At 71.0% G+C, this 24,723-nt stretch carries 21 protein-coding genes; 15 read left to right on the forward strand and 6 right to left on the reverse strand.

Annotation, left to right across the window (positions count from 1 at the left end; all coding sequences use genetic code 11):
• Nucleotides 1-77 precede the first annotated feature (77 nt).
• The 4 genes from ABIC63_RS25905 to ABIC63_RS25920 are packed head-to-tail and all read left to right on the forward strand — an operon-like array spanning nucleotide 78 to nucleotide 3,526.
• Complete coding sequence (locus ABIC63_RS25905) at nucleotides 78-1,157, forward strand: ligase-associated DNA damage response exonuclease (RefSeq protein WP_354321881.1); 1,080 nt, start codon at nucleotides 78-80, stop codon at nucleotides 1,155-1,157.
• Complete coding sequence (locus ABIC63_RS25910; protein ID WP_354321882.1) at nucleotides 1,154-2,938, forward strand: ATP-dependent DNA ligase; 1,785 nt, start codon at nucleotides 1,154-1,156, stop codon at nucleotides 2,936-2,938. The genes ABIC63_RS25905 and ABIC63_RS25910 overlap by 4 nt, the downstream gene beginning before the upstream one ends.
• A 53-nt stretch (nucleotides 2,939-2,991) precedes the next feature.
• Nucleotides 2,992-3,264 (forward strand): BrnT family toxin, encoded by a 273-nt coding sequence (locus ABIC63_RS25915; protein ID WP_017758159.1) that lies wholly within the window; start codon nucleotides 2,992-2,994, stop codon nucleotides 3,262-3,264.
• Nucleotides 3,245-3,526: a BrnA antitoxin family protein gene (locus ABIC63_RS25920; RefSeq protein WP_017758158.1), complete on the forward strand. Its 282-nt coding sequence runs from the start codon at nucleotides 3,245-3,247 to the stop codon at nucleotides 3,524-3,526. The genes ABIC63_RS25915 and ABIC63_RS25920 overlap by 20 nt, the downstream gene beginning before the upstream one ends.
• A 12-nt stretch (nucleotides 3,527-3,538) precedes the next feature.
• Here ABIC63_RS25920 and ABIC63_RS25925 read toward each other — a convergent pair whose 3' ends face one another.
• Nucleotides 3,539-4,327 (reverse strand): GntR family transcriptional regulator, encoded by a 789-nt coding sequence (locus ABIC63_RS25925; protein ID WP_354321883.1) that lies wholly within the window; start codon nucleotides 4,325-4,327, stop codon nucleotides 3,539-3,541.
• Between the two features lie 100 nt (nucleotides 4,328-4,427).
• Nucleotides 4,428-5,399, reverse strand: a complete 972-nt coding sequence (locus ABIC63_RS25930; protein WP_354321884.1) for a Bug family tripartite tricarboxylate transporter substrate binding protein — start codon at nucleotides 5,397-5,399, stop codon at nucleotides 4,428-4,430.
• Between the two features lie 245 nt (nucleotides 5,400-5,644).
• Here ABIC63_RS25930 and ABIC63_RS25935 point away from each other — a divergent pair, with 245 nt between their 5' ends.
• From ABIC63_RS25935 to ABIC63_RS25955, 5 genes are all read left to right on the forward strand, one after another.
• Nucleotides 5,645-8,377, forward strand: a complete 2,733-nt coding sequence (locus ABIC63_RS25935) for a ligase-associated DNA damage response DEXH box helicase (RefSeq protein WP_354321885.1) — start codon at nucleotides 5,645-5,647, stop codon at nucleotides 8,375-8,377.
• Between the two features lie 192 nt (nucleotides 8,378-8,569).
• Complete coding sequence (pdeM, locus tag ABIC63_RS25940; RefSeq protein WP_354321886.1) at nucleotides 8,570-9,292, forward strand: ligase-associated DNA damage response endonuclease PdeM; 723 nt, start codon at nucleotides 8,570-8,572, stop codon at nucleotides 9,290-9,292.
• A complete protein-coding gene (locus tag ABIC63_RS25945) occupies nucleotides 9,280-9,843 on the forward strand; it encodes a Crp/Fnr family transcriptional regulator (protein WP_354321887.1) in 564 nt (187 codons plus the stop codon). The genes pdeM and ABIC63_RS25945 overlap by 13 nt, the downstream gene beginning before the upstream one ends.
• Nucleotides 9,844-10,194: 351 nt before the next feature.
• Nucleotides 10,195-11,223: a Rieske 2Fe-2S domain-containing protein gene (locus tag ABIC63_RS25950; protein WP_354321888.1), complete on the forward strand. Its 1,029-nt coding sequence runs from the start codon at nucleotides 10,195-10,197 to the stop codon at nucleotides 11,221-11,223.
• A gap of 90 nt (nucleotides 11,224-11,313) precedes the next feature.
• Nucleotides 11,314-12,525 carry an ABC transporter substrate-binding protein gene (locus ABIC63_RS25955; RefSeq protein WP_354321889.1) on the forward strand — a complete coding sequence of 404 codons (1,212 nt, stop codon included), beginning with the start codon at nucleotides 11,314-11,316 and terminating at the stop codon, nucleotides 12,523-12,525.
• Nucleotides 12,526-12,538: 13 nt separating this feature from the next.
• Here ABIC63_RS25955 and ABIC63_RS25960 read toward each other — a convergent pair whose 3' ends face one another.
• From ABIC63_RS25960 to ABIC63_RS25970, 3 genes are all read right to left on the reverse strand, one after another.
• Nucleotides 12,539-13,309 (reverse strand): TetR/AcrR family transcriptional regulator, encoded by a 771-nt coding sequence (locus ABIC63_RS25960; RefSeq protein WP_354321890.1) that lies wholly within the window; start codon nucleotides 13,307-13,309, stop codon nucleotides 12,539-12,541.
• A gap of 125 nt (nucleotides 13,310-13,434) precedes the next feature.
• Complete coding sequence (locus ABIC63_RS25965) at nucleotides 13,435-14,022, reverse strand: nucleotidyltransferase family protein (protein WP_354321891.1); 588 nt, start codon at nucleotides 14,020-14,022, stop codon at nucleotides 13,435-13,437.
• Nucleotides 14,019-14,900, reverse strand: a complete 882-nt coding sequence (locus ABIC63_RS25970; protein ID WP_294377320.1) for a BUD32 family EKC/KEOPS complex subunit — start codon at nucleotides 14,898-14,900, stop codon at nucleotides 14,019-14,021. The genes ABIC63_RS25965 and ABIC63_RS25970 overlap by 4 nt, the downstream gene beginning before the upstream one ends.
• 105 nt (nucleotides 14,901-15,005) lie before the next feature.
• On the opposite strand from ABIC63_RS25970, the gene ABIC63_RS25975 reads away from it, so the two are divergent.
• The 4 genes from ABIC63_RS25975 (at nucleotide 15,006) to ligD (ending at nucleotide 20,702) form a co-directional block, all read left to right on the forward strand.
• Nucleotides 15,006-15,797, forward strand: a complete 792-nt coding sequence (locus ABIC63_RS25975) for a YecA/YgfB family protein (RefSeq protein ID WP_354321892.1) — start codon at nucleotides 15,006-15,008, stop codon at nucleotides 15,795-15,797.
• A 103-nt stretch (nucleotides 15,798-15,900) separates the two neighbouring features.
• A complete protein-coding gene (locus ABIC63_RS25980) occupies nucleotides 15,901-16,701 on the forward strand; it encodes an SDR family oxidoreductase (RefSeq protein WP_354321893.1) in 801 nt (266 codons plus the stop codon).
• A gap of 92 nt (nucleotides 16,702-16,793) precedes the next feature.
• Nucleotides 16,794-17,768 carry a non-homologous end joining protein Ku gene (gene ku / locus ABIC63_RS25985; protein WP_354321894.1) on the forward strand — a complete coding sequence of 325 codons (975 nt, stop codon included), beginning with the start codon at nucleotides 16,794-16,796 and terminating at the stop codon, nucleotides 17,766-17,768.
• Between the two features lie 171 nt (nucleotides 17,769-17,939).
• Nucleotides 17,940-20,702, forward strand: a complete 2,763-nt coding sequence (ligD, locus tag ABIC63_RS25990; RefSeq protein ID WP_354321895.1) for a DNA ligase D — start codon at nucleotides 17,940-17,942, stop codon at nucleotides 20,700-20,702.
• On the opposite strand, the gene ABIC63_RS25995 is transcribed toward ligD, so the two are convergent.
• The gene (locus ABIC63_RS25995; RefSeq protein WP_294377333.1) at nucleotides 20,692-21,510 is read right to left on the reverse strand and encodes a transglutaminase-like domain-containing protein; all 819 of its coding nucleotides are present in this window, start codon (nucleotides 21,508-21,510) and stop codon (nucleotides 20,692-20,694) included. The two genes, ligD and ABIC63_RS25995, sit on opposite strands and share 11 nt — an antisense overlap.
• Nucleotides 21,511-21,810: 300 nt before the next feature.
• On the opposite strand from ABIC63_RS25995, the gene ABIC63_RS26000 reads away from it, so the two are divergent.
• Both ABIC63_RS26000 and katE read left to right on the forward strand, forming a co-directional pair.
• Nucleotides 21,811-21,960: a hypothetical protein gene (locus ABIC63_RS26000; RefSeq protein ID WP_017761439.1), complete on the forward strand. Its 150-nt coding sequence runs from the start codon at nucleotides 21,811-21,813 to the stop codon at nucleotides 21,958-21,960.
• A gap of 29 nt (nucleotides 21,961-21,989) precedes the next feature.
• The gene (katE, locus tag ABIC63_RS26005; RefSeq protein ID WP_294377338.1) at nucleotides 21,990-24,173 is read left to right on the forward strand and encodes a catalase HPII; all 2,184 of its coding nucleotides are present in this window, start codon (nucleotides 21,990-21,992) and stop codon (nucleotides 24,171-24,173) included.
• Nucleotides 24,174-24,723 lie beyond the last annotated feature (550 nt).

Below are 24,723 nucleotides of genomic sequence, written 5' to 3' on the forward strand. Positions count from 1 at the left end.
CACCCGCCCACAGGGCGAAGCGCTCCCCGGGGCATGCGCCCGCGCGCCCCGCTGCCTAACATCGGCGGGCCATGCCCATGGAGACACCGCCCGAGACCGAATCGCTCCCGCCACCGCGCGCCGTGTCGCGCCCAGGCGATCTGGTCGTCGCCCGCCCCGAAGGCCTGTACTGCCCGCCCGGCGACTTCTACATCGACCCCTGGCGTCCGGTCGACCGGGCCGTCATCACGCATGGCCATTCGGACCATGCACGCTGGGGCCACAACCACTACCTGGCGCACGAGCAGGGCGAGGGCATCCTGCGCGCCCGGCTGGGCGCCGACATCACGTTGCAGACCCTGCCCTATGGCCAGGTCATCGAGCACCAGGGCGTGCGCATCTCGCTGCATCCGGCCGGCCATGTGCTGGGCTCGGCCCAGGTGCGGCTGGAGCATGGCGGCCAGGTCTGGGTGGCGTCCGGCGACTACAAGACCGAGCCCGACGGCACCTGCACGCCCTTCGAGCCGGTGCGCTGCGACTGCTTCATCACCGAATCCACCTTCGGCCTGCCCATCTACCGCTGGCCCACGCAGCCGGAGCTGTTCGCGCAGATCGACGACTGGTGGCGGCGCAATGCCGAGGAGGGCCGCGCCAGCGTGCTGCTGGGCTATGCCTTCGGCAAGGCGCAGCGCATGCTGCATGGCGTGGACGCCTCCATCGGACCGATCGTGGTGCACGGCGCGGTGGAGCCCCTCAATGCGGTCTACCGCGCGGCGGGCGTGGCGCTGCCGCCCACGCTGCGCGTGACCGACCCCGGCGTCGATGCCGCGATGCTGCGCCGCGCCCTGGTGGTGGCGCCGCCCTCGGCCCAGGGCACGCCGTGGATGCGCCGCTTCGGCGCCAATGCGTCCGACGCCTTCGCCAGCGGCTGGATGCTGCTGCGCGGCACGCGCCGGCGCCGCGGCGTGGACCGCGGCTTCGTCATGAGCGACCACGCCGACTGGCCCGGCCTGCACAACGCCATCGCCGCCACGGGCGCCGAGCGGGTGATGGTCACGCACGGCAGCGTCGCGGTGATGGTGCGCTGGCTGCGCGAGAACGGCCTTGACGCCCAGGCCTTCGCCACCGAGTACGGCGACGAGGACATCGCCGATGCGCCGGAGGCCGCAGCGTCATGAAGGCCTTCGCCGCCCTCTACCGCGAGCTGGACGCCAGCACGTCCAACCTGGTCAAGCAGGCCGCCCTGCAGCGCTACCTGCGCGCCGCGTCGCCGCGCGATGCGGCCTGGGCGGTGTACTTCCTGGCGGGCGGCAAGCCACGCCAGCTGGTGCCCGTCAAGCTGCTGCGCCTGCTGGCGCAGGAGGCGGCGGGCCTGCCCGAATGGCTGTTCGTCGAAAGCTACGAGGCCGTGGGCGACCTGGCCGAGACCATCGCGCTGCTGCTGCCGCCTTCCGACGGCACCCACGAGCTGGGCCTGGCGGACTGGGTCGAGCAGCACCTGCTGCCCCTGCGCGGCGCACCGGCCGAGGGCCTTCCCGAAACGCTGCGTGCCCAGTGGCGGCTGCTGGCGCCGGAGGAGCGGCTCGTCTACTTCAAGCTCATCACCGGGGCCTTCCGCGTCGGCGTCTCCAAGCTGCAGGTCACGCAGGCGCTCGCGGCCGTGGGCGGGCTGGACCCCAAGCGCGTGGCCCAGCGGCTGATGGGCTACACCCACATCGGCGCGCGGCCCGGCGAGGCGGACTATGACGCGCTGATCGCGCCCGAAGGCACGGATGGCGAGGGCCCTGCCATCAGCGGTGGCCAGCCCTATCCCTTCTTTCTGGCGCATTCCTTCAACGAGCCGCTCGAACGCTTCGACGAACTGCTGGGTCCGCCGTCCGGCTGGCAGGTCGAATGGAAGTGGGATGGCATCCGCGCGCAGATCGTCTGCCGCGAAGGCCAGGCCTGGGTGTGGTCGCGGGGCGAGGAACTGGTCAGCGAGCGCTTTCCCGAGCTGGCCGCGCTGGGCGACGCGCTGCCCGAGGGCACGGTGCTGGATGGCGAAATCGTGGTGTGGCGGGACGCACCGGCCGAGGCTGAAACCCGCGCCCGCAATGACGACGCGGACGCCGAGGCGCCCACGGCCGGCGCAGCACCGGGCGCTCGCGCCGCCCAGGCGGCCGCTGCCGGCGTCGCCCCGATGCCGGCCCGCACGGCCGGCCGCGTGCAGCCCTTCGCCGAACTGCAGAAGCGCATCGGCCGCAAGACCCTCGGCCCCAAGCTGCTGCGCGAGCTGCCCGTGGTGTTGCTGGCCTACGACCTGCTCGAAGAGACCGGTCAGGACCTGCGCCCGCTACCGCAGCACGCGCGCCGCGCGCGCCTCGACGCCCTGCTGGCCGAGGTGAACCACCCCGTGCTGCGCCCCAGCCCCGTACTCACGGGCGACAGCTGGGCCGACTTGGCGCGCCAGCGCGAGGCCTCGCGCAGCCTGGGCGTGGAGGGCTTCATGCTCAAGCGCCGCGACGCGCAGTACGGCGTGGGCCGCACCAAGGACGTCGGCCTGTGGTGGAAGTGGAAGATCGACCCGCTCACGGTCGATGCCGTGCTCATCTACGCCCAGCGCGGCCACGGCCGCCGCGCCAGCCTCTACAGCGACTACACCTTCGCCGTGTGGGACGGCCCGCCGGGGAAGGAGGGCCGCCAGCTGGTGCCCTTCGCCAAGGCCTATTCGGGCCTCACCGACGCCGAGATGGCGAAGGTCGACGCCGTGATCCGCAAGACCACCATCGAGAGCTTCGGCCCCGTGCGCAGCGTGCGGCCCACGCTGGTCTTCGAACTCGGCTTCGAGGGCATCGCCCGCAGCCCGCGCCACAAGAGCGGCATCGCCACGCGCTTCCCGCGCATGCTGCGCTGGCGGCAGGACAAGCCGGTGGAAGAGGCGGATACGCTGCAGACGCTGCAGGCTTTGTTGCCGGCATGATCGTCTGATAACCTCCCTGGAGGCGATATTTTTCGCCAACACAAAAAATCAGGGTGGAATGGATTTTCGACACGGGCAAGGATGCCCTCAACCAGGCCAAGCACGGCGTATCGCTTGCCAAGGCGCGGGAACTCGACTGGGACCATGCGCTCGTGGCGCCCGACCTGCGGCGCGACTATGGCGAGCCGCGTCAGGTGGCTCTGGCGCCGATGGCCGGCCGGCTCTGGGTGGTGGTGTTCACCGACCGGGCAGACGTGCGCCGGGTGATCAGCCTTCGCAAGGCCAACCTGCGGGAATTCCGACGTTATGAACAAGAAGCGCCCTGAACTCACAGCCCCGACGGCCGTCGAGGACGACGCCCTCACTGCGGCGGCCCTGGCCGATCCGGACAACCTGCCGCTGGATGATGCGCAACTGGCGGCACTGCGGCCCGCGCGCGGACGCCCCAGGCTGGCCCAGCCCAAGGTGGCTCTCACCATGCGGGTGGACGCCGACGTGCTCGAAGCCCTCAAGCGCAGCGGACCGGGCTGGCAGACGCGGGTGAACAGCCTGTTGCGCAACGCCCTGGCCTTGAGCGCTCATCACTGAACGCGCGCTCCTTCAAGCCAGCCCGTTCTGCGGGCGGTTGTTCTCGATCCACACCCGCGTCGGCCCGCCCACGCGCGACAGGCGCATGTGGTACTCGTAGCGGCCCGGGTGGTACAGCCCCGTGAGGTACTGCACCGGCCGGCCCGCGGCATCGCACACCACGCGCGCGATGCGCAGCAGCGGCTCGCCGGCCTGCATGCGCAGCGCCTGCGCCACCTGCAGGTCGGCCAGGGCGGCGCCCATGGTCTGCTCGGCCGAATCGACCTGCACGCCATGCTGCTCCAGCGCGACCAGCATGGGCATGTCCTGCAGCGTGTGCCGCTGCACCGCCGTGGCCAGGTCGACCGGCAGGAAGACTTCGGAGTACAGGAAGGGCTGCGTCTTGAACTTGCGGATGCGCACCACCCGCAGCACCGGCTCGCCGGCCGCAAGGCCCAGCGCCTCGGCGACGTGCGAAGGCGCTTCCACCAGGCCATGGTCCAGCACCTGCACCCGCGTGCGCTCGCCCAGGCTCACGATGCTGTCGAGCAGGCCGGCGCGCAGGGGCAGATGGCGCGGCGGCTCGCCCGTGCCGGTGGGCAGGGTGCCCTTGCCGCGCATGCGCATCACCAGCCCTTCTTCCTGCAGGCGGGCCAGCGCCGTGCGCACGGTCACGCGGGCCACGCCGAATTCCCGCGCCAGCTGGCGCTCACCCGGCAGCGGCAGGCCCCGTTCGTAGTGGCCGGATTTCAGGCGCTCGCGCAGCAGCAGCCGCACCTGCTGGAAGCGCGGCAGGAGAGAGGGTTCGGCAGCGGCAGGCATGCGACCGAATGTAGGAGGGCCGTTGGCGCGGGGCAAGGCGGGTCCTGGCGTCGGTCGTCCTTGTCCGGGGTGTACCGCCGGTCGCCGGTGCGCGGACGGCTCAATCGACGGTGGCGCCCGAGGCCTTGATGATCTTCGCCCAGTCCTGCACGTCCTGCGCCACGAACTGGCCGAACTGCGCCGGCGTCATGTGGACGGCGGTGGCCGCTTCGGTCTGCATGCGCTCCTGGTAGGCCGGCGAGTCGATGGCGGCCTTGACCGCGGCATAGAGCTTGTCCGTCACGTCCTGTGGCATGCGCGCCGGCCCGAACAGGCCGAACCAGGCCTGCGACTCGAAGCCCTTGACGGTGCGGCCGATGGGCGGCACGCCCGGGAACTGCGCCAGCGGCTCGCGCGTGCTCACGCCCAGCAGCTGGATGGCGCCGCTCTTCGCATGCGGCAGCACATTCACAGCGCTGGCGAACATCAGGTCCACCGTGCCGGCCAGCACGTCGGCCAGTGCGGGGTTGGTCCCCTTGTAGGGCACGTTGACGATGTCGGTGCCCGTCATCATCTTGAATTGCTCGCTGGCCAGGTGCAGCGAGGAGCCCTGCGCGCCGATGGCGAAGTTGAGCTTGCCCGGGTTTTTCTTCGCATACGCGATGAGCCCCGCCATGTCGTTGAAGGGCAGGCCCTTGCGGGCGATCAGCACGCTGGGCACGCGCGCCACCATGGTGATCGGCGTGAAGTCCTTCACCGGGTCGAAGCCCAGGTTCTTGTAGAGCGTGGCGTTGATGGTGTGGCCGGTGAAGCTCATCAGCAGCGTGCTGCCGTCGGGCGGGGCCTTGGCCACGTAGGCGGCGGCGATGTTGCCGCCGGCACCCGCGCGGTTCTCGACCACCACCGGGCGGCCCAGGCTGTCGCCCATCATGCGGCCGATGATGCGGGCCAGGGTGTCGGTGGTGCCGCCGGCCGGGCTGCCGACGACGACGGTGAGGGGCCTGCCCTCCTGCGCGAGCGCAAGGCCGGGCAGGAAGGCGGTGGCCGCCAGCAGCGCGCCCAGGGTGGCGCGGCGTGTGCGCGGGAAGGTCATCGGGGCTGTCTCCTTGTGATTGAGGGGCATGCTAGGCAGCGGGGCAGGAGCGTTCAATGGGACCAACTGGTCCTATCGATGGAGCCACTTGCGCAAGGAAGGCAGTCCGCGGCGCCTGAAGACGCCGTGGCTGGGCATGGCGCGGGCAGGACGGCGCGCGGAGCGGGGCGGGCCCGCACATCCTCCGAGGCACGACGGCCTTTCGACCTGCAAACGGCCCCCATGGCCTTTGCTGTAATCGCGCCATGCCTCGCCGGCCCGCTTCATCGCCTCTTGCCCAGCCGTCCGGCGCGCCCGGGCCTGCGCCCGCGGGCGGACCTGCCGGGCTGGCCGTCCAGCACTGGTTCGACGCCCGCGGCTGGCAGCCCTTCGCCTTCCAGCGCGAGGTGTGGGCCGCCATCGCGGCCGGCCGCTCGGGTCTGCTGCATGCGACCACCGGCGCGGGCAAGACCTATGCGGTGTGGCTGGGCGCGCTGCAGGCGCTGGCCGGCGAGCCGCCCGCCGCGGAAAGCGGCGGCAAGCCACCCGCGCCACCCCCGCTCACGGTGCTGTGGATCACACCGATGCGCGCGCTGGCCGCCGATTCGCTGCGGGCCCTGTCCGAGCCGCTGCCGCTCGTCGCACCGCACTGGGTGGCCGGCTCGCGCAGCGGCGACACCTCGTCCTCCGAGCGCAGCGCGCAGAACCAGCGCCTGCCCACGGTGCTGGTCACCACGCCCGAGAGCCTGTCGCTGATGCTGGCCCGCGCCGATGCGCAGGAGCGTCTGCGCCATCTGCGGCTGGTGGTGGTGGACGAATGGCACGAGCTGCTGGGCAACAAGCGCGGCGTGCAAGTGCAGCTGGCCCTGGCACGCCTGCGCAGCTGGAACGCGGGCCTGATGGCCTGGGCCATGTCCGCCACGCTGGGCAACCTGCATGAAGCCATGGGTGCGCTGCTGGGCCCGGGCGAGGCCGGCGTGCTGGTGCAGGGCCAGGTGCCCAAGACGCTGGTGGTCGACACCCTGCTGCCCGGACGCACGGACCGCTTTCCCTGGGGTGGCCATCTGGGCCTGGCGATGCTGCCGCAGGTGGTGGCCGAGATCGATGCCAGTCCCAGCACGCTGGTCTTCACCAATACCCGCTCGCAGTCCGAGATCTGGTATCAGGCCTTGCTTGAAGCCCGGCCCGACTGGGCGGGTCTGATCGCGCTGCACCACGGCTCGCTCGACCGCGCGGTGCGCGAATGGGTGGAGCTGGGCCTAAAAGGCGGGCAGCTGAAGGCGGTGGTCTGCACGTCGAGCCTGGACCTAGGCGTGGACTTCCTGCCGGTGGAGCGCGTGCTGCAAATTGGCTCGCCCAAGGGCGTGGCGCGGCTGCTGCAGCGCGCCGGCCGCTCGGGTCACGCGCCGGGCCGGCCCTCGCGCGTGAGCATCGTGCCCACCCACAGCCTGGAGCTGGTCGAGGGTGCCGCCGCGCGCGACGCCATCGCGGCCGGCCACATCGAGTCGCGCCACACGCCGCGCGAGCCGCTGGACGTGCTGGTGCAGCACCTGGTGACGGTGGCGCTGGGCGGCGGATTCACGCCCGAGGCGCTCTACGAAGAGGTGCGGCGCACGGCCGCCTATGCGCACCTGTCGCAAGCCAGCTGGCAGTGGTGCCTGGACTTCGTGCGCCAGGGCGGCCCCTCGCTCGCGGCCTACCCGGACTACCACCGCGTGGTGCCCGATGCCGAGGGCGTGTGGCGGGTGCCCGATGCGCGGCTGGCGCGACGGCACCGCAGCAACATCGGCACCATCGTCAGCGACGCCAGCATGAGCGTGCAGTTCGTCGGCGGCGCGCGCATCGGCACGGTGGAAGAGAGCTTCGTCGCCCGCATGAAGCCGGGCGACTGCTTCCTTTTCGGCGGCCGCATGCTGGAGCTGGTGCGCATCCGCGAGATGACCGCCTGGGTGCGCCGCGCGGCGGGCCAGCGCCCGGCCGTGCCGCGCTGGAACGGCGGGCGCATGCCGCTGTCGACCACGCTGGCCGATGCCACGGTGCAGCAGCTGGCGCTGGCCGCCGGGGGGCGCTACGAATCGCCCGAACTGCAGGCGGTGCGGCCGCTGCTGGAGATCCAGCAGGCCTGGTCGCGCCTGCCCACGCCCGACACGCTGGTGGCCGAGGCCCTGCGCACGCGCGAGGGTTGGCACCTGTTCCTCTATCCCTTCGCCGGCCGGCATGTGCACCTGGGGCTGGCCAGCCTGCTGGCCTGGCGGGTGGCGCAGCATGCGCCGCGCACCTTCTCCATCGCGGTCAACGACTACGGCTTCGAGCTGCTCTGCGCCACCGAGGTCGACTGGCCGCACCTGCTGCCCGAGGTGCTGCGCGCCGGTCACGACGGGCCCGCGCAGGAGGCGCTGGCCGCGCACGACGACGAAGGCGCGCTGCTGCACGAGGTGCTGGCCAGCCTCAACGCCAGCGAGCTGGCGCAGCGGCGCTTTCGCGAGATCGCGCGGGTGTCGGGCCTGATCTTCCAGGGCTACCCGGGCGAGAAGCGCAGCAGCCGGCAGCTGCAGGCCTCCTCCTCCCTGTTCTGGGAAGTGCTGCGCAAGTACGACCCGGCCAACCGCCTGCTGGCCCAGGCCGAGACCGAGCTGCTGGCGCAGGAGCTGGACATCGCCCGCCTGCGCGAAAGCCTGGTGCGCATGGCCGGCCAGCGGCTGGAGCTGGTCCAGCCCAAGCGGCCCACGCCCTTCGCCTTTCCGCTGATGGTCGAGCGTTTCCGCGAAAAGCTCAGCAACGAGAGCGTGGCCGACCGCATCGCCCGCATGGTGGCGCAGCTGGAGGAGGCTGCGGGCGGCGACATTCCCGTGGGCGACGCGCAGGACGTGCGCCGCACCCTGGCCTTCGGTCAGGAGCAGCCGCCGGACAGGCCGGTGAAGGGCAGCGAGGACGGGGCGCCGGCGCCGCGTCGCGCCCGCCGGCCGCGCAAGCCGTCGAAGCCGCTGCCGCCGCTGTGAACGCCGTGCGTGCCGCGGGGGCGCGGGAGGGGCGCAGGGGGGGCACCGCCTCGCCGACAGCGAGCAGCCCGGGCGCGCGGCGCGTCTGCGATGCCCCAGGGCATCAAGCCGGCCAGTCGTTCGGGACTTCGTGACCGTTCAGCTTTCTGGATGGTTGCCAAACGTAAACTCCTGCCTCCTCCCGCCTCCCCCATGTCCTTCCTGCCCGTCTCCGACGCCCCTGCCGCCCATGAAGTGCTCTGGGCCGGCGAGCGCCTCCACCTGCTGCCCGAGCGCGCCCTGTGGTGGCCGGCGGCCCGGACCCTGTTCATCGCCGACCTGCACATCGGCAAGGCCGCCACCTTCCGGGCGTTGGGCCAGCCGGTGCCCGGCGGCACCACGCAGGAGAACCTGGCGCGGCTCGACGCGCTGATCCATCGGCAGAGTGCGCGCGAGGTGGTCTTCCTGGGCGACTTCCTGCACGCGCCGCAGGCCCGCACGCCGCAGGTGCTGCACGCGCTGGCCGTCTGGCGCGCGCGTCATCCCCAACTGGGCATGACGCTGGTGCGCGGCAACCACGACGACCGGGCCGGCGACCCGCCGGCCGAGCTGCGCATCGCGCTGGCCGACGAGCCGTTTGCGCTCGGTCCCTTCGCCTGCTGCCACCATCCGCAGACCCAGCCGGGTCGCTTCGTGCTGGCGGGCCACCTGCATCCGGCCTGCGCGCTGCAGGGCCCGGGTCGTGACAGCCTGCGCCTGCCCTGCTTCGTCAGCGAGCCGGGTCTGGCCATCCTGCCGGCCTTCGGCGAATTCACCGGCGGCCTGCTGCTGCCGCGGATGCCGCAGCGCCGGCTGCATGCGGTGGGCGGCGGGCGCGTGTGGCTGCTGCCGCCCGCGTCCGGCGATGGCGAAGAAGGAGCACCATGGCCTCGGTGAACCTGCGCGAGGAAGCCGCGCTGATGCTCACCCGCTCGTCCATCGTGGCCGAGCTGGACATCCACGACGCGCGCGTCATCGTCGATGCCATGCGCCCCATGGCCGTCAAGGCCGGCACGATCATCATGACCGAGGGCCAGACCGACGACGTCGACTACATGGCGTTGGTGCTCGAAGGCCAGGTACGGGCCGAGGGCACGGGCGTGGGCGACGGCGACGAGGTGGTGATCTCGGTCATCGACGCCGGCCAGCTCTTCGGCGAGATGGGGCTGATCGACGGCTCGCCGCGCTCGGCCACCTGCACGGCCCTCACCGACCTCAAGCTGGCGGTGCTCACCCGCAAGGCCCTGCGCGGCCTGGTGGAAGTGCAGCCGGCCGTGGCCGCGCGGCTGATGCTCTCCATCTCGCGCGCGCTGGCCGAGCGCCTGCGCGAGAGCAACCGCCGCCTGCGCACCCTGTCGCAGATCAGCCGCGCCATGCAGGCCGAGCTGGGCGCGGTGCACGCCGTGAACAAGCGCCTGCTGGCGGCGCAGGCGCGCAAGGCCGGCTGAGACTTCCTGCGGGCCGGCGCGTGGCGTGGGCTGGCTTGGCTTGGCGCGAAGGCGGGCTGGGCCAGGGCAGTGGCCTCGCCGGCGCGGCGCAAGGCCGGGCGGCTTGGCTTTGCAGGCTGAGCCTGTCGAAGCCCGCCGCTCCACGCCGGGGCAAACGGGCTGACTGACTTTCATCGCGCGCGGCCCCCGCGCTTCTCGCCATGCCCTGCAGCAGTGCAGCCCACGCACCGTTGCCGACCATGGTGCACTCGAAAATGGAGTGAATACTCCATTAAGTGAAGAAAACACTTACTCCAGGGCTGGCACGCCGTATGCTGATGTGGATCAAACATCCCACGGAGCCGACGCACGATGAGCAGCACGCCCTATCCCCGCAACGCCTGGTACCCGCTCGGCTGGGCCCGCGACATCGGCCAGTCGCTGGCCAAGCGGCGCGTCCTAGGCGAAGACTTGGTGGTCTTCCGCACCAGCACTGGCGAGGTTGCCGCGCTGGACGACGCCTGCCCGCACCGCCTCGCGCCGCTGTCGCTGGGCCGGCTGCGCGGCGACTCGGTGGAGTGCGGCTACCACGGCCTGGCCTTCGACTGCCGCGGTCGCTGCACGAATGCGCCCGGCATGCAGCGCGCGCCCGCCAATGCGCAGGTGCGCAGCTATCCCACGGCGACGAGCATGGGCATGGTGTGGGTCTGGATGGGCGACGCGGCCCTGGCCGATGCCACGCAGGTCTTCCATCTGCCCGAGTACGACGACCCGGCCTACAGCGTGATCGAGGGCGACGCGCTGCCCGTGGCCGCCAACTACCTGAGCCTGGCCGACAACCTGTGCGATCCCACGCATGTGGTCTATGTGCATCCCACCACGCTGGGCAGCACCGGCCGTGAGGAGACGCGCGTGCAGCACCAGCGCGAAGGCCGCAAGGTCGTCACCTGGCGCTGGGTGATCGACGGGCCGCTCATCCCCATCTTCCAGGGCCTGAAGGACTTCGGCGGCAACGTGGACCGCTGGCACTACTACCACTACCACGCGCCCAGCATCGCCGTGATCGACTTCGGCTCCGCCGCCACCGGAACCGGGGCGCCCGAGGGCGCGCGCGGCGACTGCATCCAGATGTTCGCCTGCCACTTCATCACGCCGGTGGACGCGCGCAGTTGCGTGCAGCACTGGCTGCTGCTGAAGAACTCGGCCGCCGACGCGGCCACCGACGAGCGCCTGCGCGCCGGCCTGCGCGTGGCCTTCAACGAGGACAAGGCGGTGCTCGAAGCCATCCAGCGCAACGAGGACAAGCCGCGCGACTGGCAGCGCGTGCAGCTCGGCCTGGACGCCTCGGCCATCAAGATGCGCCGCATCGTGCAGGAAATGGTCGAGGCCGAATCGGCCTGAGCGTCCGCCTACGCGCCCGCACCAGCGGCGTGCCCCTCCCCCTTTCGGTCTCCCCCGTCTCCGTCCAACACCCACCCACGAGGACCCGCGATGATCCCCAAGCCCTGGCGCCAAGCCCTCACCGTCGGCCTTCTGGCCGCTGCCGCCGCCGTCCTGCCCGCCGCCGCGCAGGAGCCCATCCGCATCGGCGAGATCAACAGCTACAAGGCCCTGCCGCAGAACCTGGTGCCCTACCGCAACGGCTGGCTGCTGGCGCAGGAAGAGATCAACGCCGCCGGCGGCGTGCTCGGCGGGCGCAAGCTGGAGACGCTGTTCCGCGACGACAACGCCAACCCGGGCGATGCCGTGCGCATGGCCGAGGAGTTGATCGCTCGCGAGAAGATCGACATCCTCTCCGGCGTCACGCTGTCGCACGTGGGCGTGGCGCTGGCCGACTTCGCGCGGCAGAAGAAGATGTTCTTCCTCGCCTCCGGCCCCTTGAGCGACAAGGTGGTGTGGGAGAACGGCAACCGCTACACCTACCGGCTGCGCTCCGGCACCTATGCCCTGGCCACGTCGGTGGTGGCCGAAGCCGCGAAGCTCGGCAAGAAGCGCTGGGCGCTCATCTATCCCAACTACGAGTACGGCCAGGCCGCCACGGCCGCCTTCAAGGAGCAGCTGAAGAAGCTGCAGCCCGACGTGGAGTTCGTGGCCGAACAGGCGCCGCCGCTGGGCAAGATCGACGCCGGTGCGGTGGTGCAGGCCATTGCCGATGCCAAGCCCGACGCCATCTTCAACGTGATGTTCGGCAGCGACCTCACCAAGCTGGCGCGCGAGGGCAAGACGCGCGGCCTGTTCCAGGGCCGCGAGGTGGTGAGCCTGCTGACCGGCGAGCCCGAGTACCTGGACCCGCTCAAGGACGATGCGCCCGAGGGCTGGATCGTCACCGGCTATCCCTACGCCAACATCGACACCCCCGAGCACCGCGCCTTCTATGCGGCGTACCAGAAGAAGTACGGCGACTATCCGCGCCTGAACGCCGTGGTGGGCTACGCCACGGTGAAAGCCCTGGCGGCCGGCATCCAGAAGGCCGGCAGCACCGACACCGAGAAGCTGATCGCCGCCTTCAAGGGCCTGAACTTCTCCACGCCCTTCGGCCCGGCGACTTTCCGCCCGCAGGACAACCAGTCCACCCTGGGCATCTACGTGGGCCGCACGGCGGTCAAGGACGGCAAGGGCGTGATGCCGGCAGGCACCTACATCGACGGCAGCAAGCTGGCGCCGCCGGATGATGTGGTGAAGAAACTGCGCAACCCCGGCTGAGCGCGGCGCGCCTTCAGGCGACGCGTGGCTCTGCCTCGATGCTTCGGAGCACCACCTCGCAGATGTGCGCGCGCCAGCCGGCGCGGCGCGGGCGGCTCATCAGGTCCACGCCCATCCAGGCCGAGCAGGTGTACTGGTTGGAGATGTAGAAGAAGCCGAGCGACATGATGCTCATGAGCACATGCTCGGCCTTCACGTCGCGGCGGAACACGCCCTGGGCCTGGCCGGCCGACAGGATCTCGGCCACCGTCTCCACCAGCGGGAAGGACGTGCGCCCCACCTGCTGCGACTGGCGGATGTGCCGGCCGCGCAGCAGGTTCTCGTTCATGATCACGCGCACCAGGTCGGGGTTGGCCGCGTAGTGGTCCCAGGCATGCTCGATCAGCTGGCGCATGCCCGCCACCGGGTCGGGCGGCAGCACGAAGTCGCGCTGCGCGCCGATCATCTCGGCATAGAGCTTCTCCAGCACCGCCTGGTAGAGCCGCTCCTTGTTGCCGTAGTAGTAGTACAGCATCCGGTCCACCGTGCCGGCCTGCTTGCTGATGCGCTCGATGCGCGCGCCGGCAAAGCCGTGCTCCGCGAACTCGGCGACGGCGGCGGCCAGGATGCGGTGCTCGATCTGCTCTTCGGGCTCGCGCGGGCGCATGCGTCGCGTGGGGCCGCCAGGGGCCGGGGCGGCCAGCTGCGCCGCGGGTTGCGGCGCAGCCGTCGCATCGGCCGGCGCGGCGGCAGCGGAGGTCCGGCGCGTCTTCTTGGCGGGCGGGAGGGTGTTCTTGGCAGGCACGGCGCCGGGCGGTGTCGGGGGACGGGAAAGAGGCGGATTCTCGCGCAGGCCGGCGGCCCGCCTGGGTGCGCGCGATGGCGTCGCTGCGGCCCTGCGCGATGGTGGCGCTGCCGGCTGCTCCCCGCTCACGGCAATGACGCAGGCGCGACCTGCAGCCACGGCCACCGTGCCCGGTACGAGGCCGCCTTGCGTTCGTACAGCGCCGCATGCGGCACCAGCGGGTTCATCGCCAGCGTGCCCGCATACAGGCCGTCCAGCCCGTAGGGCGCATACAGCCGGCCGGGCGCGATGCCGACGCAGGTCGCAGGGATCAGGAAGCGGTCGATGCCGTCGCGGCTGCTGTTCAGGCGCGGGTAGGGCTGGCCGAAATGCGCTTCGTACCAGAGGTGCACGCGGGCCTGGTTGCAGGCCTCCAGCGTGATGCCCTGGTCGGCGAACAGGGCATCCACGCGCCGCTGCACGGCCCGCTCTCCAGCCTCGGAAAGGTCGTCGGGGTCGAAGTAGAAGAGGTCGTAATCCTTGATGTCCGCCGCCGGCGGCCGCCCCGACCGCTGGTTCCAGACGGTCTGGAACAGGCAGCCGGCCACCAGCCAGCCGTCTGGAAGGGCCAACGCGTCCCAGCGCGCCAGGATGCAGGCGTTGTGCGGGTTGCGCAGCACGTCGGCAAGGAAGCGCGCTTCCAGTGCCCTGTCCGGCCCGGGCTGCACCGTCATGCGGCGTGCCAGCGCCCCAGCAGCACCGCCGCGGCGCGCACGCGCTGCGTGTCGCGGCCCCACCGACGGCCTTGGGGCAGGTGCCGCAGCCAGCGCATGCGGCGGGCCGCTTCGGCCACGCGCTCGCGCACGCCGGGCTCGGCCGCGTCCATGGCCGCCTGCCAGTGCGCCGCTGCAGCCTGCGGGCCGGCCGCCAGGATGAGCGCGCCGGTCGAATGCAGGTAGCTCAGCCAGTCGCGGGCCTGGCACTGGTCGGTGGGCAGCGTGGCGCCGGGGTCGTCCTCGAAGTCGATGAAGCCGATCTCGCCATCGGGGCACAGCACCATGTTGCGGGCGAAGGCCTGGCTCAGGTACTGGCCGCGGGCATGCACCCGGGCGATGGCCTGCAGCCCCTGCGCCCAGGCCGCCAGCAGCACGGCCGGGCCCTGGGTGGCGGCCTGCTCCAGGCGCTCCATCAGCATGGCGGCGCTGCGGCCGCTGCCGGCCAGGTCGCTGATCAACAGACCCTCGGGCTGCTCGGCCAGCACCTGCGGCACGCGCAGGCCGCTGGCGGCCAGGCTGCGCAGGCGCGCGGCTTCGATGGCGATGGCCGCCGCGCCGCCGGGGTTGGGCACGGGTGTCAGCACCTCCAGCCGCAGCGTGCGGGCGATGAGCGACAGCAACCGGTAGCGCAGCGGGCCATGGCGCGGGCCGGCCTTCTTGAGCCAGACGCGCCGGTCGTCCAGCCGGTGGTCGGCCACGCTGCGCGCCTGCTTTGGGAGCATCTCGCGCAGGAATGCATGCGGGTCGCGCCGGGGCGGGGCCTCGCCGCCGGCGGTGTCGTCGCGGCGGGGGGAGGAGGACGAGGAACGTCGGAAGGAGGGGCGGAGCGCTGCCATGAAAACGGAAATCGGCCGGGCCGGCCGCAGGGCCGCCAGGGGCGCTCGCCGGCGGGCGGCCCGGTGTGCTGCATCATAGGGGGCATTCCCCGACACCCTTTTTCCATGACTTCCGACACCCCCCAGCCGGCCGAAGTCGGCACCACTGCCGCCCTGCCTCCCCTGACGCCCGAGGACTTCGACGCCCTGGACGACGCGCTCGACGCGATGCGCGAGCACGACGAGGACATCCCCCAGTGGGAGTTCTGCGACGGCTTCATGGCCGCGCTGGTCTGCACCCGCCGCGTGGTCGAGCCCAGCGAATACTGGCCTGCGCTCTTCGGCCCCGGCTTCTCCCCCGCCCAGCACATGGAGTTCGTCTGGCGCTGGAAGCGCCGCTGGCACGAGATGCAGACGGCCCTCGACGCAGCCGACGTGCAGTCGCTGGACGACGACCGCTGCTTCCAGCCCGAGTGCCTGGATCTGCGCGGCGCCATCGCCGCCCTGCCGCCCGAGGAGCGCGCCGAAGCGCCCGAGGGCGAGCTGCCTTCCTTCGCGCAGGTGTGGGCCCTGGGCTTCCTGGCCGCGGTCGAGCACTGGGCCGAGGACTGGGCACCGCCGCGCGACAAGGAAGTCGCCGAGATGCTGGCCGACGGCCTGGACTGCATCGCCACGCTGGCGGAGGACGACACCCACCCGCCCGCGCTGTCGATGTACGCCGAAGACGGCCCTCCCACCGTCAGCCAGCAGCGGCTGGACGACTTCGGCGAAGCCATCTGGGCCGTCTACGACCTGCGCCAGCTCTGGCGCAGCCTGGGCCCGCGCGTGCAGGCCGTGCGCCGCGCCGACGAGCCCGGCCGCAACGACCCCTGCCCCTGCGGCAGCGGCAAGAAATACAAGAAGTGCCACGGGGCCTGAGCCCGAAGGGCGAAGGCCTGACAGCCGCGTGACACCGCAGCAACGGGCAGGGACATTGGCGGCGGTCGTTTGACAGTTCGCGCCCGACGCGCAGGATGCAGCCATGGACCTCGAACTTGCCGGCAAACATGTCTTGATCACGGGTGGCAGCAAGGGCATCGGCCTGGCCTGCGCACGGGGATTTCTGCAGGAGGGCGCCCGCGTCAGCCTGGTGGCCCGCCATGAGGCGGGGCTGGTCGACGCGGCGCTGGCGCTGGCCGACGCCCGGGCCGACGCGGCCCGCATGGTCGCCACATTCGCGGCCGACCTGAGCGACCCGCAGGCCGCCATCGCGGTGCTGGACCGCATCGAGAAATCCCACGGCCCGGTCGACGTGCTGGTCAACTCGGCCGGCGCCGCCCGAAGGACGCCCGCCGAAGAGCTCGAGGCGGCCCATTGGCAGGCCGCCATGCAGGCCAAGTACTTCACCTACATCCACATGATGGACCCGCTCATCAAGCGCATGGCCGCGCGTGGGCATGGGGCCATCGTCAACGTGGTGGGCGCGGGCGGCAAGGTGGCCAGCCCGATCCACCTGCCCGGCGGCTCGGCCAACGCGGCCCTGATGCTCGCCAGCGTGGGTTTGGCCAATGCCTATGCGGCCAAGGGCGTGCGGGTGAACGTGGTCAACCCCGGCCTCACGGCCACCGAGCGGCTGCACGAAGGCCTGAAGGCCCAGGCCGCTGCGCAGGGTGTCTCGCCCGAGGAGGCCCTGGCGCAGTCCACGGCGAAGCTGCCGCTCGGCCGCATCGCCGAGGCGCGCGAGGTGGCCGATGCGGTGCTCTTCCTCGCCTCGGCGCGGGCGAGCTACGTCACCGGTGCGGTGCTGGCGATGGATGGCGCGGTCACGCCCATCGTGGTGTAGGCGCCGCACGGCGGGCGGCGGCTTCTTCCTCCTACAGGCCGTGCCACGCGCGCTGGCCTAGATTGGCTCTCCCCCGCACGGAGAGCCTTGCCATGCCCGCATCCAGCCCGCGCGTCCTGTGGAAGGGCGCCATCAGCTTCGGACTCGTCCATATCCCGGTGGCGCTGTACTCGGCCACGCAGGACGGCAGCATCGACTTCGACTGGCTGGACAAGCGCTCCATGGACCACGTGGGCTACAAGCGCATCAACAAGAAGACGGGCAAGGAGATCGCCCGCGAGAACATCGTGCGCGGCGTTGAATGGGAGGACGGCCAGTACGTGGTGCTGACCGACAAGGAGATCGCCGACGCCTATCCGCGCACGCTGCAGACCATCGAGATCGAGCGCTTCGTGCCGGCCGACGGCATCCCCTTCATCCATCTCGACCGGCCCTATTACACGGCGCCCATCCAGCGCGGCGCCAAGGTGTATGCCCTGCTGCGCGAGGCGCTGGTCCGCACCGGGCGCATCGGCGTGGCGCGGGTGGTGATCCAGACCAAGGAGCATCTGGCGGCGCTGGTGCCGGCCGGGCCGGGCCTGGTGCTCAACCTGCTGCGCTGGGGCGCGGACATCCGCTCCTGGGAAGGCCTGCCGCTGCCCGATGCCGATGCGCGCAAGGCCGGCGTGAACGACCGCGAACTGAAGATGGCCGAGCAGCTCATCGACGACATGTCGGGCGAATGGAAGCCCGAGGAGTACGAGGACCGCTTCCGTGACCGCATCATGGCGCTGGTCGAGCGCAAGGCCGAGGCCGGCCAGGCGCAGGACGTCGCCAAGCTGGAGCCTCAGGAGCAGGCAAGCTCCGGCGCCAAGATCCTGGACCTGACCGAGCTGCTGCAGCGCAGCCTGCGCGGTGGGAAGGGCCCGAAGGCCAAGGACGACGAGGCGGACGAGGGCGAGGACGACGGCAGCACGCGCACCAAGGCCGCTGCAGGCAAGCGCGCTGCGGCCAAGGCACCCGCCAAGCGGGCCACCGCCAAGTCCGCGCCCGCCCGCAAGACGGCACCGCGCCGCAAGGCGGCATGAGCGCAGGCTCGATGGCTGCGCATCCCGCTCCTCGCCTGCATCCGCTCACCCGCCGCTGATCCCTCCATGGTCACCGCCACCCGCAAGACACCTGCCCGAAGTCAACCGCCGGCCGCACGCAAGACGACCCGGAAGACGGCGCGAAAGGCACCCGGCAGCACGACCGGCAAGATGCCGGGTCCACGCGGTACCGTCGCCGCGTCCCCCGTGGCGGACGCCGCCGAGGCCCTGGCCGCCTACCACCGCAAGCGCGACTTCCAGCGCACCCCCGAGCCCCGCCATGGCGGCGAGCCGGGCGTGGAGGCGCTGGCCTTCGTGGTGCAGAAGCACGACGCCACGCGGCTGCACTACGACTTCCGGCTGGAGCTGGACGGCACGCTCAAGAGCTGGGCGGTACCCAAGGGGCCGTGCCTGGACCCCACGGTCAAGCGCATGGCGGTGGAGGTGGAAGACCACCCCATCGCCTACGGCGATTTCGAGGGCCGCATTCCCGAAGGCCAGTACGGCGCCGGCACGGTGATCGTGTGGGACCGCGGCACCTGGGTGCCCGAAGGCGATGCCCGCGCTGGCCTGCGCGCCGGCAAGCTCAGCTTCACGCTGCAGGGCCACAAGCTCCATGGCCGCTGGACGCTGGCGCGCATGCACGGCAAGGATGAGAAGAAACCCAGCTGGCTGCTCATCAAGGACGAGGATGCCGCCGCGCGGCCGCTGGCCGACTACGACGTGACCGAGGCCGAGCCGGACAGCGTGCGGCACATCGGCCAACCCGATGCCGCCCCCGCCGCCGAGCCGGCAGAACCCGATCCCCCGGTCGCCAGCAAGCCTGCAATCCGCGGCCGGAGCAAAGCCGCCACCCAACGCGCCGACGCCACGGCCAGGAAGGGAAGGCCGAAGGACGCCGAAGAGACGCCCCTCCCGGGCGTGGCCGCCGCGCTGCCCGACACCCTCGCCCCCCAGCTCGCCGTGCTGGCCGACGGCCCGCCGGCTGAGCCTGCGCAATGGGCGTGGGAACTCAAGTTCGACGGCTACCGCCTGCTCACCCACATCGACGGCCGCGGACGTGTGCGCTGCTTCACCCGCAATGGCCACGACTGGACCGATCGTCTGCCCGAGCTGGCGCGGGCACTTGCGCAGCTGCCCGTGCGCAATGCCTGGCTCGACGGCGAGATCGGCGTGCTGGGCACCAACGACGCGCCCGACTTCCAGGCCCTGCAGAACGCCTTCGACCTGCAGGCCACGGCGCCGATCGTCTACTGGCTGTTCGACGCGCCTTTCGTGGGTGGCCGGGACCTTCGCGATGAGCCACTGTCGCTGCGCCGCGAGGCCCTGCGTGCCATCTTCGACGCCGGTGAGCTGCCGCCCTCGCTGCGCTTCAGCGAGGCCTTCGACGCCACGCCGCGCGACCTGCTGGCCTCTGCGGCCGGCATCGGATTCGAGGGCATCGTGGGCAAGCGGCTGGACAGCCCCTACATCAGCGGCCGTTCGACGGCGTGGATCAAGCTCAAGCACCAGCTGCGGCAGGAGTTCGTCATCGGCGGCTACACCGCGCCGCGCGGCAGCCGCAGTGGCTTCGGCGCGCTGCTGCTGGGCGTGTACGACGAACGGGGTGAGTTGAAGCACGCCGGCAATGTCGGCACCGGCTTCGACGAGCGGCGCCTGGCCGAGATGCACGCCCAGCTGCAGGCGCTGGCGCAGGACGATTGCCCCTTCACCCCGCGGCCGGCGGGCGAGAAGGCGCAATGGGTGCGGCCCGAGCTGGTCGCGGAAGTGGCCTTCGGCCAGTGGACGCGCGAAGGCAAGGTGCGGCAGGCCGTGTTCCAGGGCCTGCGCAGCGACAAGCCCGCGCGGCAGATCGTTCGGGAGCACGCCATGGATTCATCGACTGCCGACGGGAAGGCCCCGCGGGCCGCGGGGAAGGCGGACGCACATTCGACGCCGAAAGAGGCCGCGTCCCCCAGGCCGAAAGCGCGCGCGGCTGCGGCGAAGCCCGCATCCGCCAAGGGCCGTCGCAAGCCGGCCGTCGTTGCCGGCGAGAGCAGCGAAAGCGACCTGCCGGCCGACCTGCGCATCACCCATGCCGACCGCGTGATCGACCGCGCCAGCGGTGCCACCAAGGGCGAGGTCATCGCCTATTACGCCCAGGTCGCGCCGCTCATGCTGCCGCACCTGCATGGCCGGCCGGTCTCGCTGGTGCGCGCGCCCGACGGCGTGGGTGGCGAGCTGTTCTTCCAGAAGCATGTGCAGAACGCGCCGCTGCCCGGCGTGCGCCTGCTCGACCCCGCGCTGGACCCGGGCCATGAGCCGCTGCTGCAGATCGACAGCGCCAAGGGCCTGCTCTCGGCCGCGCAGATGAACACGCTCGAATTCCACACCTGGAACGGCCATTCGCGCGGGCTGGGCAAGCCCGACCGCATGACCTTCGACCTCGACCCGGGCGAAGGCGTGCCCTGGGCCCATGTGCAGGAAGGCGCCCTGCTGATGCGCACGCTGCTGGAAGAGCTGGGGCTTCAGGCCCAGCTCAAGACCAGCGGGGGCAAGGGCCTGCACGTGGTCGTGCCGATCCGCCGCCAGCATGGCTGGGACACGGTCAAGGACTTCTCCCGCGCCGTGGTGCAGCACCTGGCCCGCACGCTGCCCGAGCGCTTCGTGGCCAAGAGCGGCCCGAAGAACCGCGTGGGCCGCATCTTTGTCGACTACCTGCGCAACGGCTTCGGCGCCACGACGGTGAGCGCCTGGTCGGTACGGTCGCGGCCGGGGCTGGGCGTGTCGGTGCCCGTCGCGTGGGACGAGTTGCCCACCCTGACGAGCGGCGCGCACTGGACGTTGGCCAGCGTCGGCGAGCGGCTGGCGACGGGCAATGCCCCTTGGGACGAGGCCGATGTGCCCAGCCAGGGCCTGACCCGCGCGATGCAGGTGCTCGGCTTCAGCCCCTGACTTCCTCGGTGATCACGTCGAAACGGTTGAGCTGGTGCTGGCCGAACACCATGGTGATCGGCACATCGGCGGCATCGCGACCGCGGGCGATGACCACGCGGCCGATGCGCGGAACGTTGTGGCGGGCATCGAAGGTGTGCCAGCGGCCGCCCAGGTAGACCTCGAACCAGGCGCTGAAGTCCATGGGGTAGGGCACCGGCGGCACGCCGATGTCGCCCAGGTAGCCCGTGACGTAGCGGGCCGGAATGTTCATGCAGCGACACAGCGCCACCGCCAGGTGCGCATAGTCGCGGCACACGCCCACGCCCTGGCGCCAGCCGCCCAGCGCCGTGCGGCCGGCATCGGCGCAGCCGTAGTCGAAGCGGATGTGGTGGTGCACCCAGTCGCAGATGGCCTGCACCCGGGCCCAGCCCAGCGGCGTCTGGCCGAATTGGGCCCAGGCGAAGGCCAGCAGTTCGCTGTCCACCTCGCAATAGCGGCTGGGCAGCAGGAAGGCCAGCGTCTGGGGCGGCAGCTCGTCCACCGGGTGTTGCAGCGCGCCCCAGTCCTGCTGGTCGGGCCAACCCGGATCGTGGATGGTGGCCTGTCCGTGCAGCCGCAGCCGGTGCTGACCGGCCGGCACGCGTACGCGGGCGCAACGGTTGCCGAAGCCGTCCACATAGTGGTCGGTCCAGAAGGGGGGATCGGCCACCGGATGCTCCGGCGCGACGAGATCGTGCGCGCGGTCGGGGTGCACCTGCAGCAGGTAGACCACGGCGGTGGGTCCGGCCAGGGCCAGTTCGATGTCGTAGCCGATGCGGATGAGCATGGGAGGAGGGCGGGCCTTCGTCCGGGGTGGACTGTCGCGGCGCGGGTGCGTGAGCCTAGACGGCCTTGCACCGTTCGTGCCACAGGCCTTCGCGCCCCGCCGTGTAGGCGTGCGCCGCGCGTCGGCCATGTCCTACCTTGTCGGGCTCGGCGCTCCCACATCTGCCGGCGTGGCGTCACTACGCGTCCGGCGAAACCGCGGGCCTACGCTTTGTCACATTCGCGGCCCACCTGTCAGGGGCATGCCTCGCACGAAGCGGCCTGCGTTCCCCCCCAACTTCCTTCTCGAAGCAGGATTCCCATGGAACTGACCTCTGCCCTTGTCAGCGCACTCAACAGCGCCTGGCTGGACGAATTCCTGGTCTGGGGCGTCGCCGGCATGACCGCCGTGATCGCTCTGGTCGCTCTGGTCAACGCCGTCGACGTGTTTCTCGACAACGAAGCCGGCTGACCGGCCCCACCTCCTTCTCTAAGCACCCGATGCCCACCAAGAGCAAGTCCCCCGCCCCGCGCCGCGGCCGCACGGCCGACACAACGAACGCCAAGATCGAGCAGCTGGCTGCCTCCACCGCCGAGCTGCCGCTGCCGCACCTGAGCACCAACCAGGGGACGCGCATCGCGGACAACCACAACTCGCTCAAGGCGGGCGTGCGCGGCCCGACGCTGCTCGAAGACTTCATCCTGCGCGAGAAGATCACGCACTTCGACCACGAGCGCATTCCCGAGCGCGTGGTGCATGCGCGTGGCAGTGCGGCGCACGGCTACTTCCAGGTCTACAAGTCGATGTCGCAGTTCACGCGCGCCGGCCTGCTGAACGACCCGTCGCTGAAGACGCCGGTGTTCGTGCGCTTCTCCACCGTGGCGGGCGGCTCCAGCTCGGCCGACACGGTGCGCGATGTGCGCGGCTTCTCGGTCAAGTTCTACACGCAGGAAGGCATCTGGGACCTGGTGGGCAACAACATCCCGGTGTTCTTCATCCAGGACGCGATGAAGTTCCCCGACCTGGTCCATGCGGTCAAGCAGGAGCCGCACCACGGCATGCCGCAGGCGGCCAGCGCGCACGACACCTTCTGGGACTTCGCTTCGCTGATGCCCGAGACCACCCACATGCTGATGTGGGCCATGAGCGACCGCGCCATCCCGCGCAGCCTGCGCATGATGCAGGGCTTCGGCGTGCACACCTTCCGCCTGATCAACAGCCGGGGCGATGCCCACTTCGTCAAGTTCCACTGGAAGCCCAAGCTGGGCAGCCATGCCCTGGTCTGGGACGAGGCGCAGAAGATTGCCGGCAAGGACCCGGACTTCCACCGCCGCGACCTGTGGGAAGCCATCGAGAACGGCGACTTCCCGGAATGGGAACTGGGCATGCAGCTGATCCCGCAGGACAAGGAGCATTCGCTGGGCTTCGACCTGCTGGACCCGACCAAGCTGATCCCCGAAGAGATGGTGCCGGTCACGCCCGTGGGCAAGCTGGTGCTCAACCGCAACCCCGACAACTTCTTCGCCGAGACCGAGCAGGTCGCTTTCCACCCCGGCCACGTGGTGCCGGGTATCGACTTCAGCAACGACCCGCTGCTGCAGGGCCGGCTGTTCAGCTACACCGACACGCAGCTGTCGCGCCTGGGCGGCCCCAACTTCCACGAGCTGCCGATCAACCGCGGCGTCTGTCCCTTCCACAACTTCCAGCGCGACGGCATGCACCGCCAGACCATTTCGCGCGGGCAGGTGGCGTACGAGCCGAACTCGCTGGGCAATGGCTCGGAGTTCCGGGTCGATGGCGACAGCGAGGGCTTCCAGACCTACCCCGAGACGGTCGAGTCGCCCAAGGTGCGCCGCCGCAGCGAGAGCTTCGACGACCACTTCACGCAGGCGCGCCTGTTCTTCAACAGCCAGACGGCCGTGGAGAAGGAGCACATCATTGCGGCCTTCCGCTTCGAGCTGTCGAAGGTGGAGGTGCCCGCGGTGCGCCAGCGCATGGTGGACAACCTGGCGCATGTGGACGAAAAGCTGGCCCGCCGTGTGGCCGAGCCGCTGGGCATCGAGGCGCCCGACGCCAAGGCTGCTGCAGGCCAGGCCGGCTACCGTGAGGCGCGGATCAACCTCCCCATCGAGGAATCGCCCGCGCTGAGCATGATCGGCACCGGCGACGGCAGCATCAAGACGCGCAAGATCGCGATCCTGGTGAGCGACGGCGTCGACTCGGCCTCGCTCAAGCCGATCCGCGAGGCGCTGGAGTCGGCGGGTGCGATGTGCAAGGTGGTGGGTCCGCGTCTGGGCAGCGTCACGAGCGCATCGAAGCGGCAGGTCGAGGTGGATGCCACCTTCACCAACATGCCGTCGGTGATGTTCGACGCGGTACTGGTGCCGGCGGGCACCGAGAACGCCAAGACGCTGATGGCCAATGGCGAGGCGCAGCATTTCGTGCTGGAGGCCTTCAAGCACCTCAAGTCCATCTGCGTGGTGGGTGAGGGGGCGCAACTGCTGGCCTCGGTCGGTGTGGAAGAGGGCAAGACCGACGCGCCAGCCGGCGTGGTGGTGGCCGCGACGCCGGCTCAGCAACTGGGCGAGAACGAAGAGGCGCAAGGGATTGCGCAGACCTTCGTCGCTGCCATCGCCAAGCACCGGCACTGGGATCGTGCAGGGGTCGAGGCTGTGCCGGCCTGAGCCTTCTTCGCGGGTCTTTCGCTGAAAAGAGCCGACGCGGTGATGCCGTGTCGGCTCTTTTTGCTTTCGCGTCGGGTGGTGGTTGGTGGTTGATGGTTCTTGGTCGGTGGTCCGGCCCTGGTGCCGGTGAGGGCGCGTCGGCGCTTCAAGTGGGGCGGTCGGCTTCGCCGACTGCCCTCCGGTGCTCGGACAGACGGGCCGCGGCATAACTCGCGACGTTCACTGCGTTCACTCTGCTCGGACAAATGCCGCGAGTCAGTTCACGAAGCGGGCCTGTCCTCCGGCAGGCCCGCAGCCCGTCCGCCCTGCGCTCCTCGGCGCCCCACAGGCGCGCCGCCACGCCCTCACCGGCACCAGGGCCTGCGCTGGGTTGATCGGCTGGCATGAGCGTCCTGCCAACCTGAAAAGGACGTTTGCTGGTCAAGCGCTCGTCTCCAGCGACTCTCCCAGTGCACCACCATCGTGTCCCGCGCGTCGGGGCCGGGGGCGGGGGGGGGCGGGCGGGGTGTTGAAAATAAATTTACACCCGCCCCCCCCCCCCCGCCCCCCC

The organism is Pseudacidovorax sp. 1753, from assembly GCF_040544975.1.
Classification (GTDB): Bacteria; Pseudomonadota; Gammaproteobacteria; order Burkholderiales; family Burkholderiaceae_C; genus Xenophilus.

Coding starts and splice junctions, on each gene's coding strand:
- ABIC63_RS25905 (WP_354321881.1), top strand. CDS start 78: ATGGAGACACCGCCCGAGACCGAATCGCTCCCGCCACCGCGCGCCGTG.
- ABIC63_RS25910 (WP_354321882.1), top strand. CDS start 1,154: ATGAAGGCCTTCGCCGCCCTCTACCGCGAGCTGGACGCCAGCACGTCC.
- ABIC63_RS25920 (WP_017758158.1), top strand. CDS start 3,245: ATGAACAAGAAGCGCCCTGAACTCACAGCCCCGACGGCCGTCGAGGAC.
- ABIC63_RS25925 (WP_354321883.1), bottom strand. CDS start 4,327: ATGCCTGCCGCTGCCGAACCCTCTCTCCTGCCGCGCTTCCAGCAGGTG.
- ABIC63_RS25930 (WP_354321884.1), bottom strand. CDS start 5,399: ATGACCTTCCCGCGCACACGCCGCGCCACCCTGGGCGCGCTGCTGGCG.
- ABIC63_RS25935 (WP_354321885.1), top strand. CDS start 5,645: ATGCCTCGCCGGCCCGCTTCATCGCCTCTTGCCCAGCCGTCCGGCGCG.
- pdeM (WP_354321886.1), top strand. CDS start 8,570: ATGTCCTTCCTGCCCGTCTCCGACGCCCCTGCCGCCCATGAAGTGCTC.
- ABIC63_RS25945 (WP_354321887.1), top strand. CDS start 9,280: ATGGCCTCGGTGAACCTGCGCGAGGAAGCCGCGCTGATGCTCACCCGC.
- ABIC63_RS25950 (WP_354321888.1), top strand. CDS start 10,195: ATGAGCAGCACGCCCTATCCCCGCAACGCCTGGTACCCGCTCGGCTGG.
- ABIC63_RS25955 (WP_354321889.1), top strand. CDS start 11,314: ATGATCCCCAAGCCCTGGCGCCAAGCCCTCACCGTCGGCCTTCTGGCC.
- ABIC63_RS25965 (WP_354321891.1), bottom strand. CDS start 14,022: ATGACGGTGCAGCCCGGGCCGGACAGGGCACTGGAAGCGCGCTTCCTT.
- ABIC63_RS25970 (WP_294377320.1), bottom strand. CDS start 14,900: ATGGCAGCGCTCCGCCCCTCCTTCCGACGTTCCTCGTCCTCCTCCCCC.
- ABIC63_RS25975 (WP_354321892.1), top strand. CDS start 15,006: ATGACTTCCGACACCCCCCAGCCGGCCGAAGTCGGCACCACTGCCGCC.
- ABIC63_RS25980 (WP_354321893.1), top strand. CDS start 15,901: ATGGACCTCGAACTTGCCGGCAAACATGTCTTGATCACGGGTGGCAGC.
- ku (WP_354321894.1), top strand. CDS start 16,794: ATGCCCGCATCCAGCCCGCGCGTCCTGTGGAAGGGCGCCATCAGCTTC.
- ligD (WP_354321895.1), top strand. CDS start 17,940: ATGCCGGGTCCACGCGGTACCGTCGCCGCGTCCCCCGTGGCGGACGCC.
- ABIC63_RS25995 (WP_294377333.1), bottom strand. CDS start 21,510: ATGCTCATCCGCATCGGCTACGACATCGAACTGGCCCTGGCCGGACCC.
- ABIC63_RS26000 (WP_017761439.1), top strand. CDS start 21,811: ATGGAACTGACCTCTGCCCTTGTCAGCGCACTCAACAGCGCCTGGCTG.
- katE (WP_294377338.1), top strand. CDS start 21,990: ATGCCCACCAAGAGCAAGTCCCCCGCCCCGCGCCGCGGCCGCACGGCC.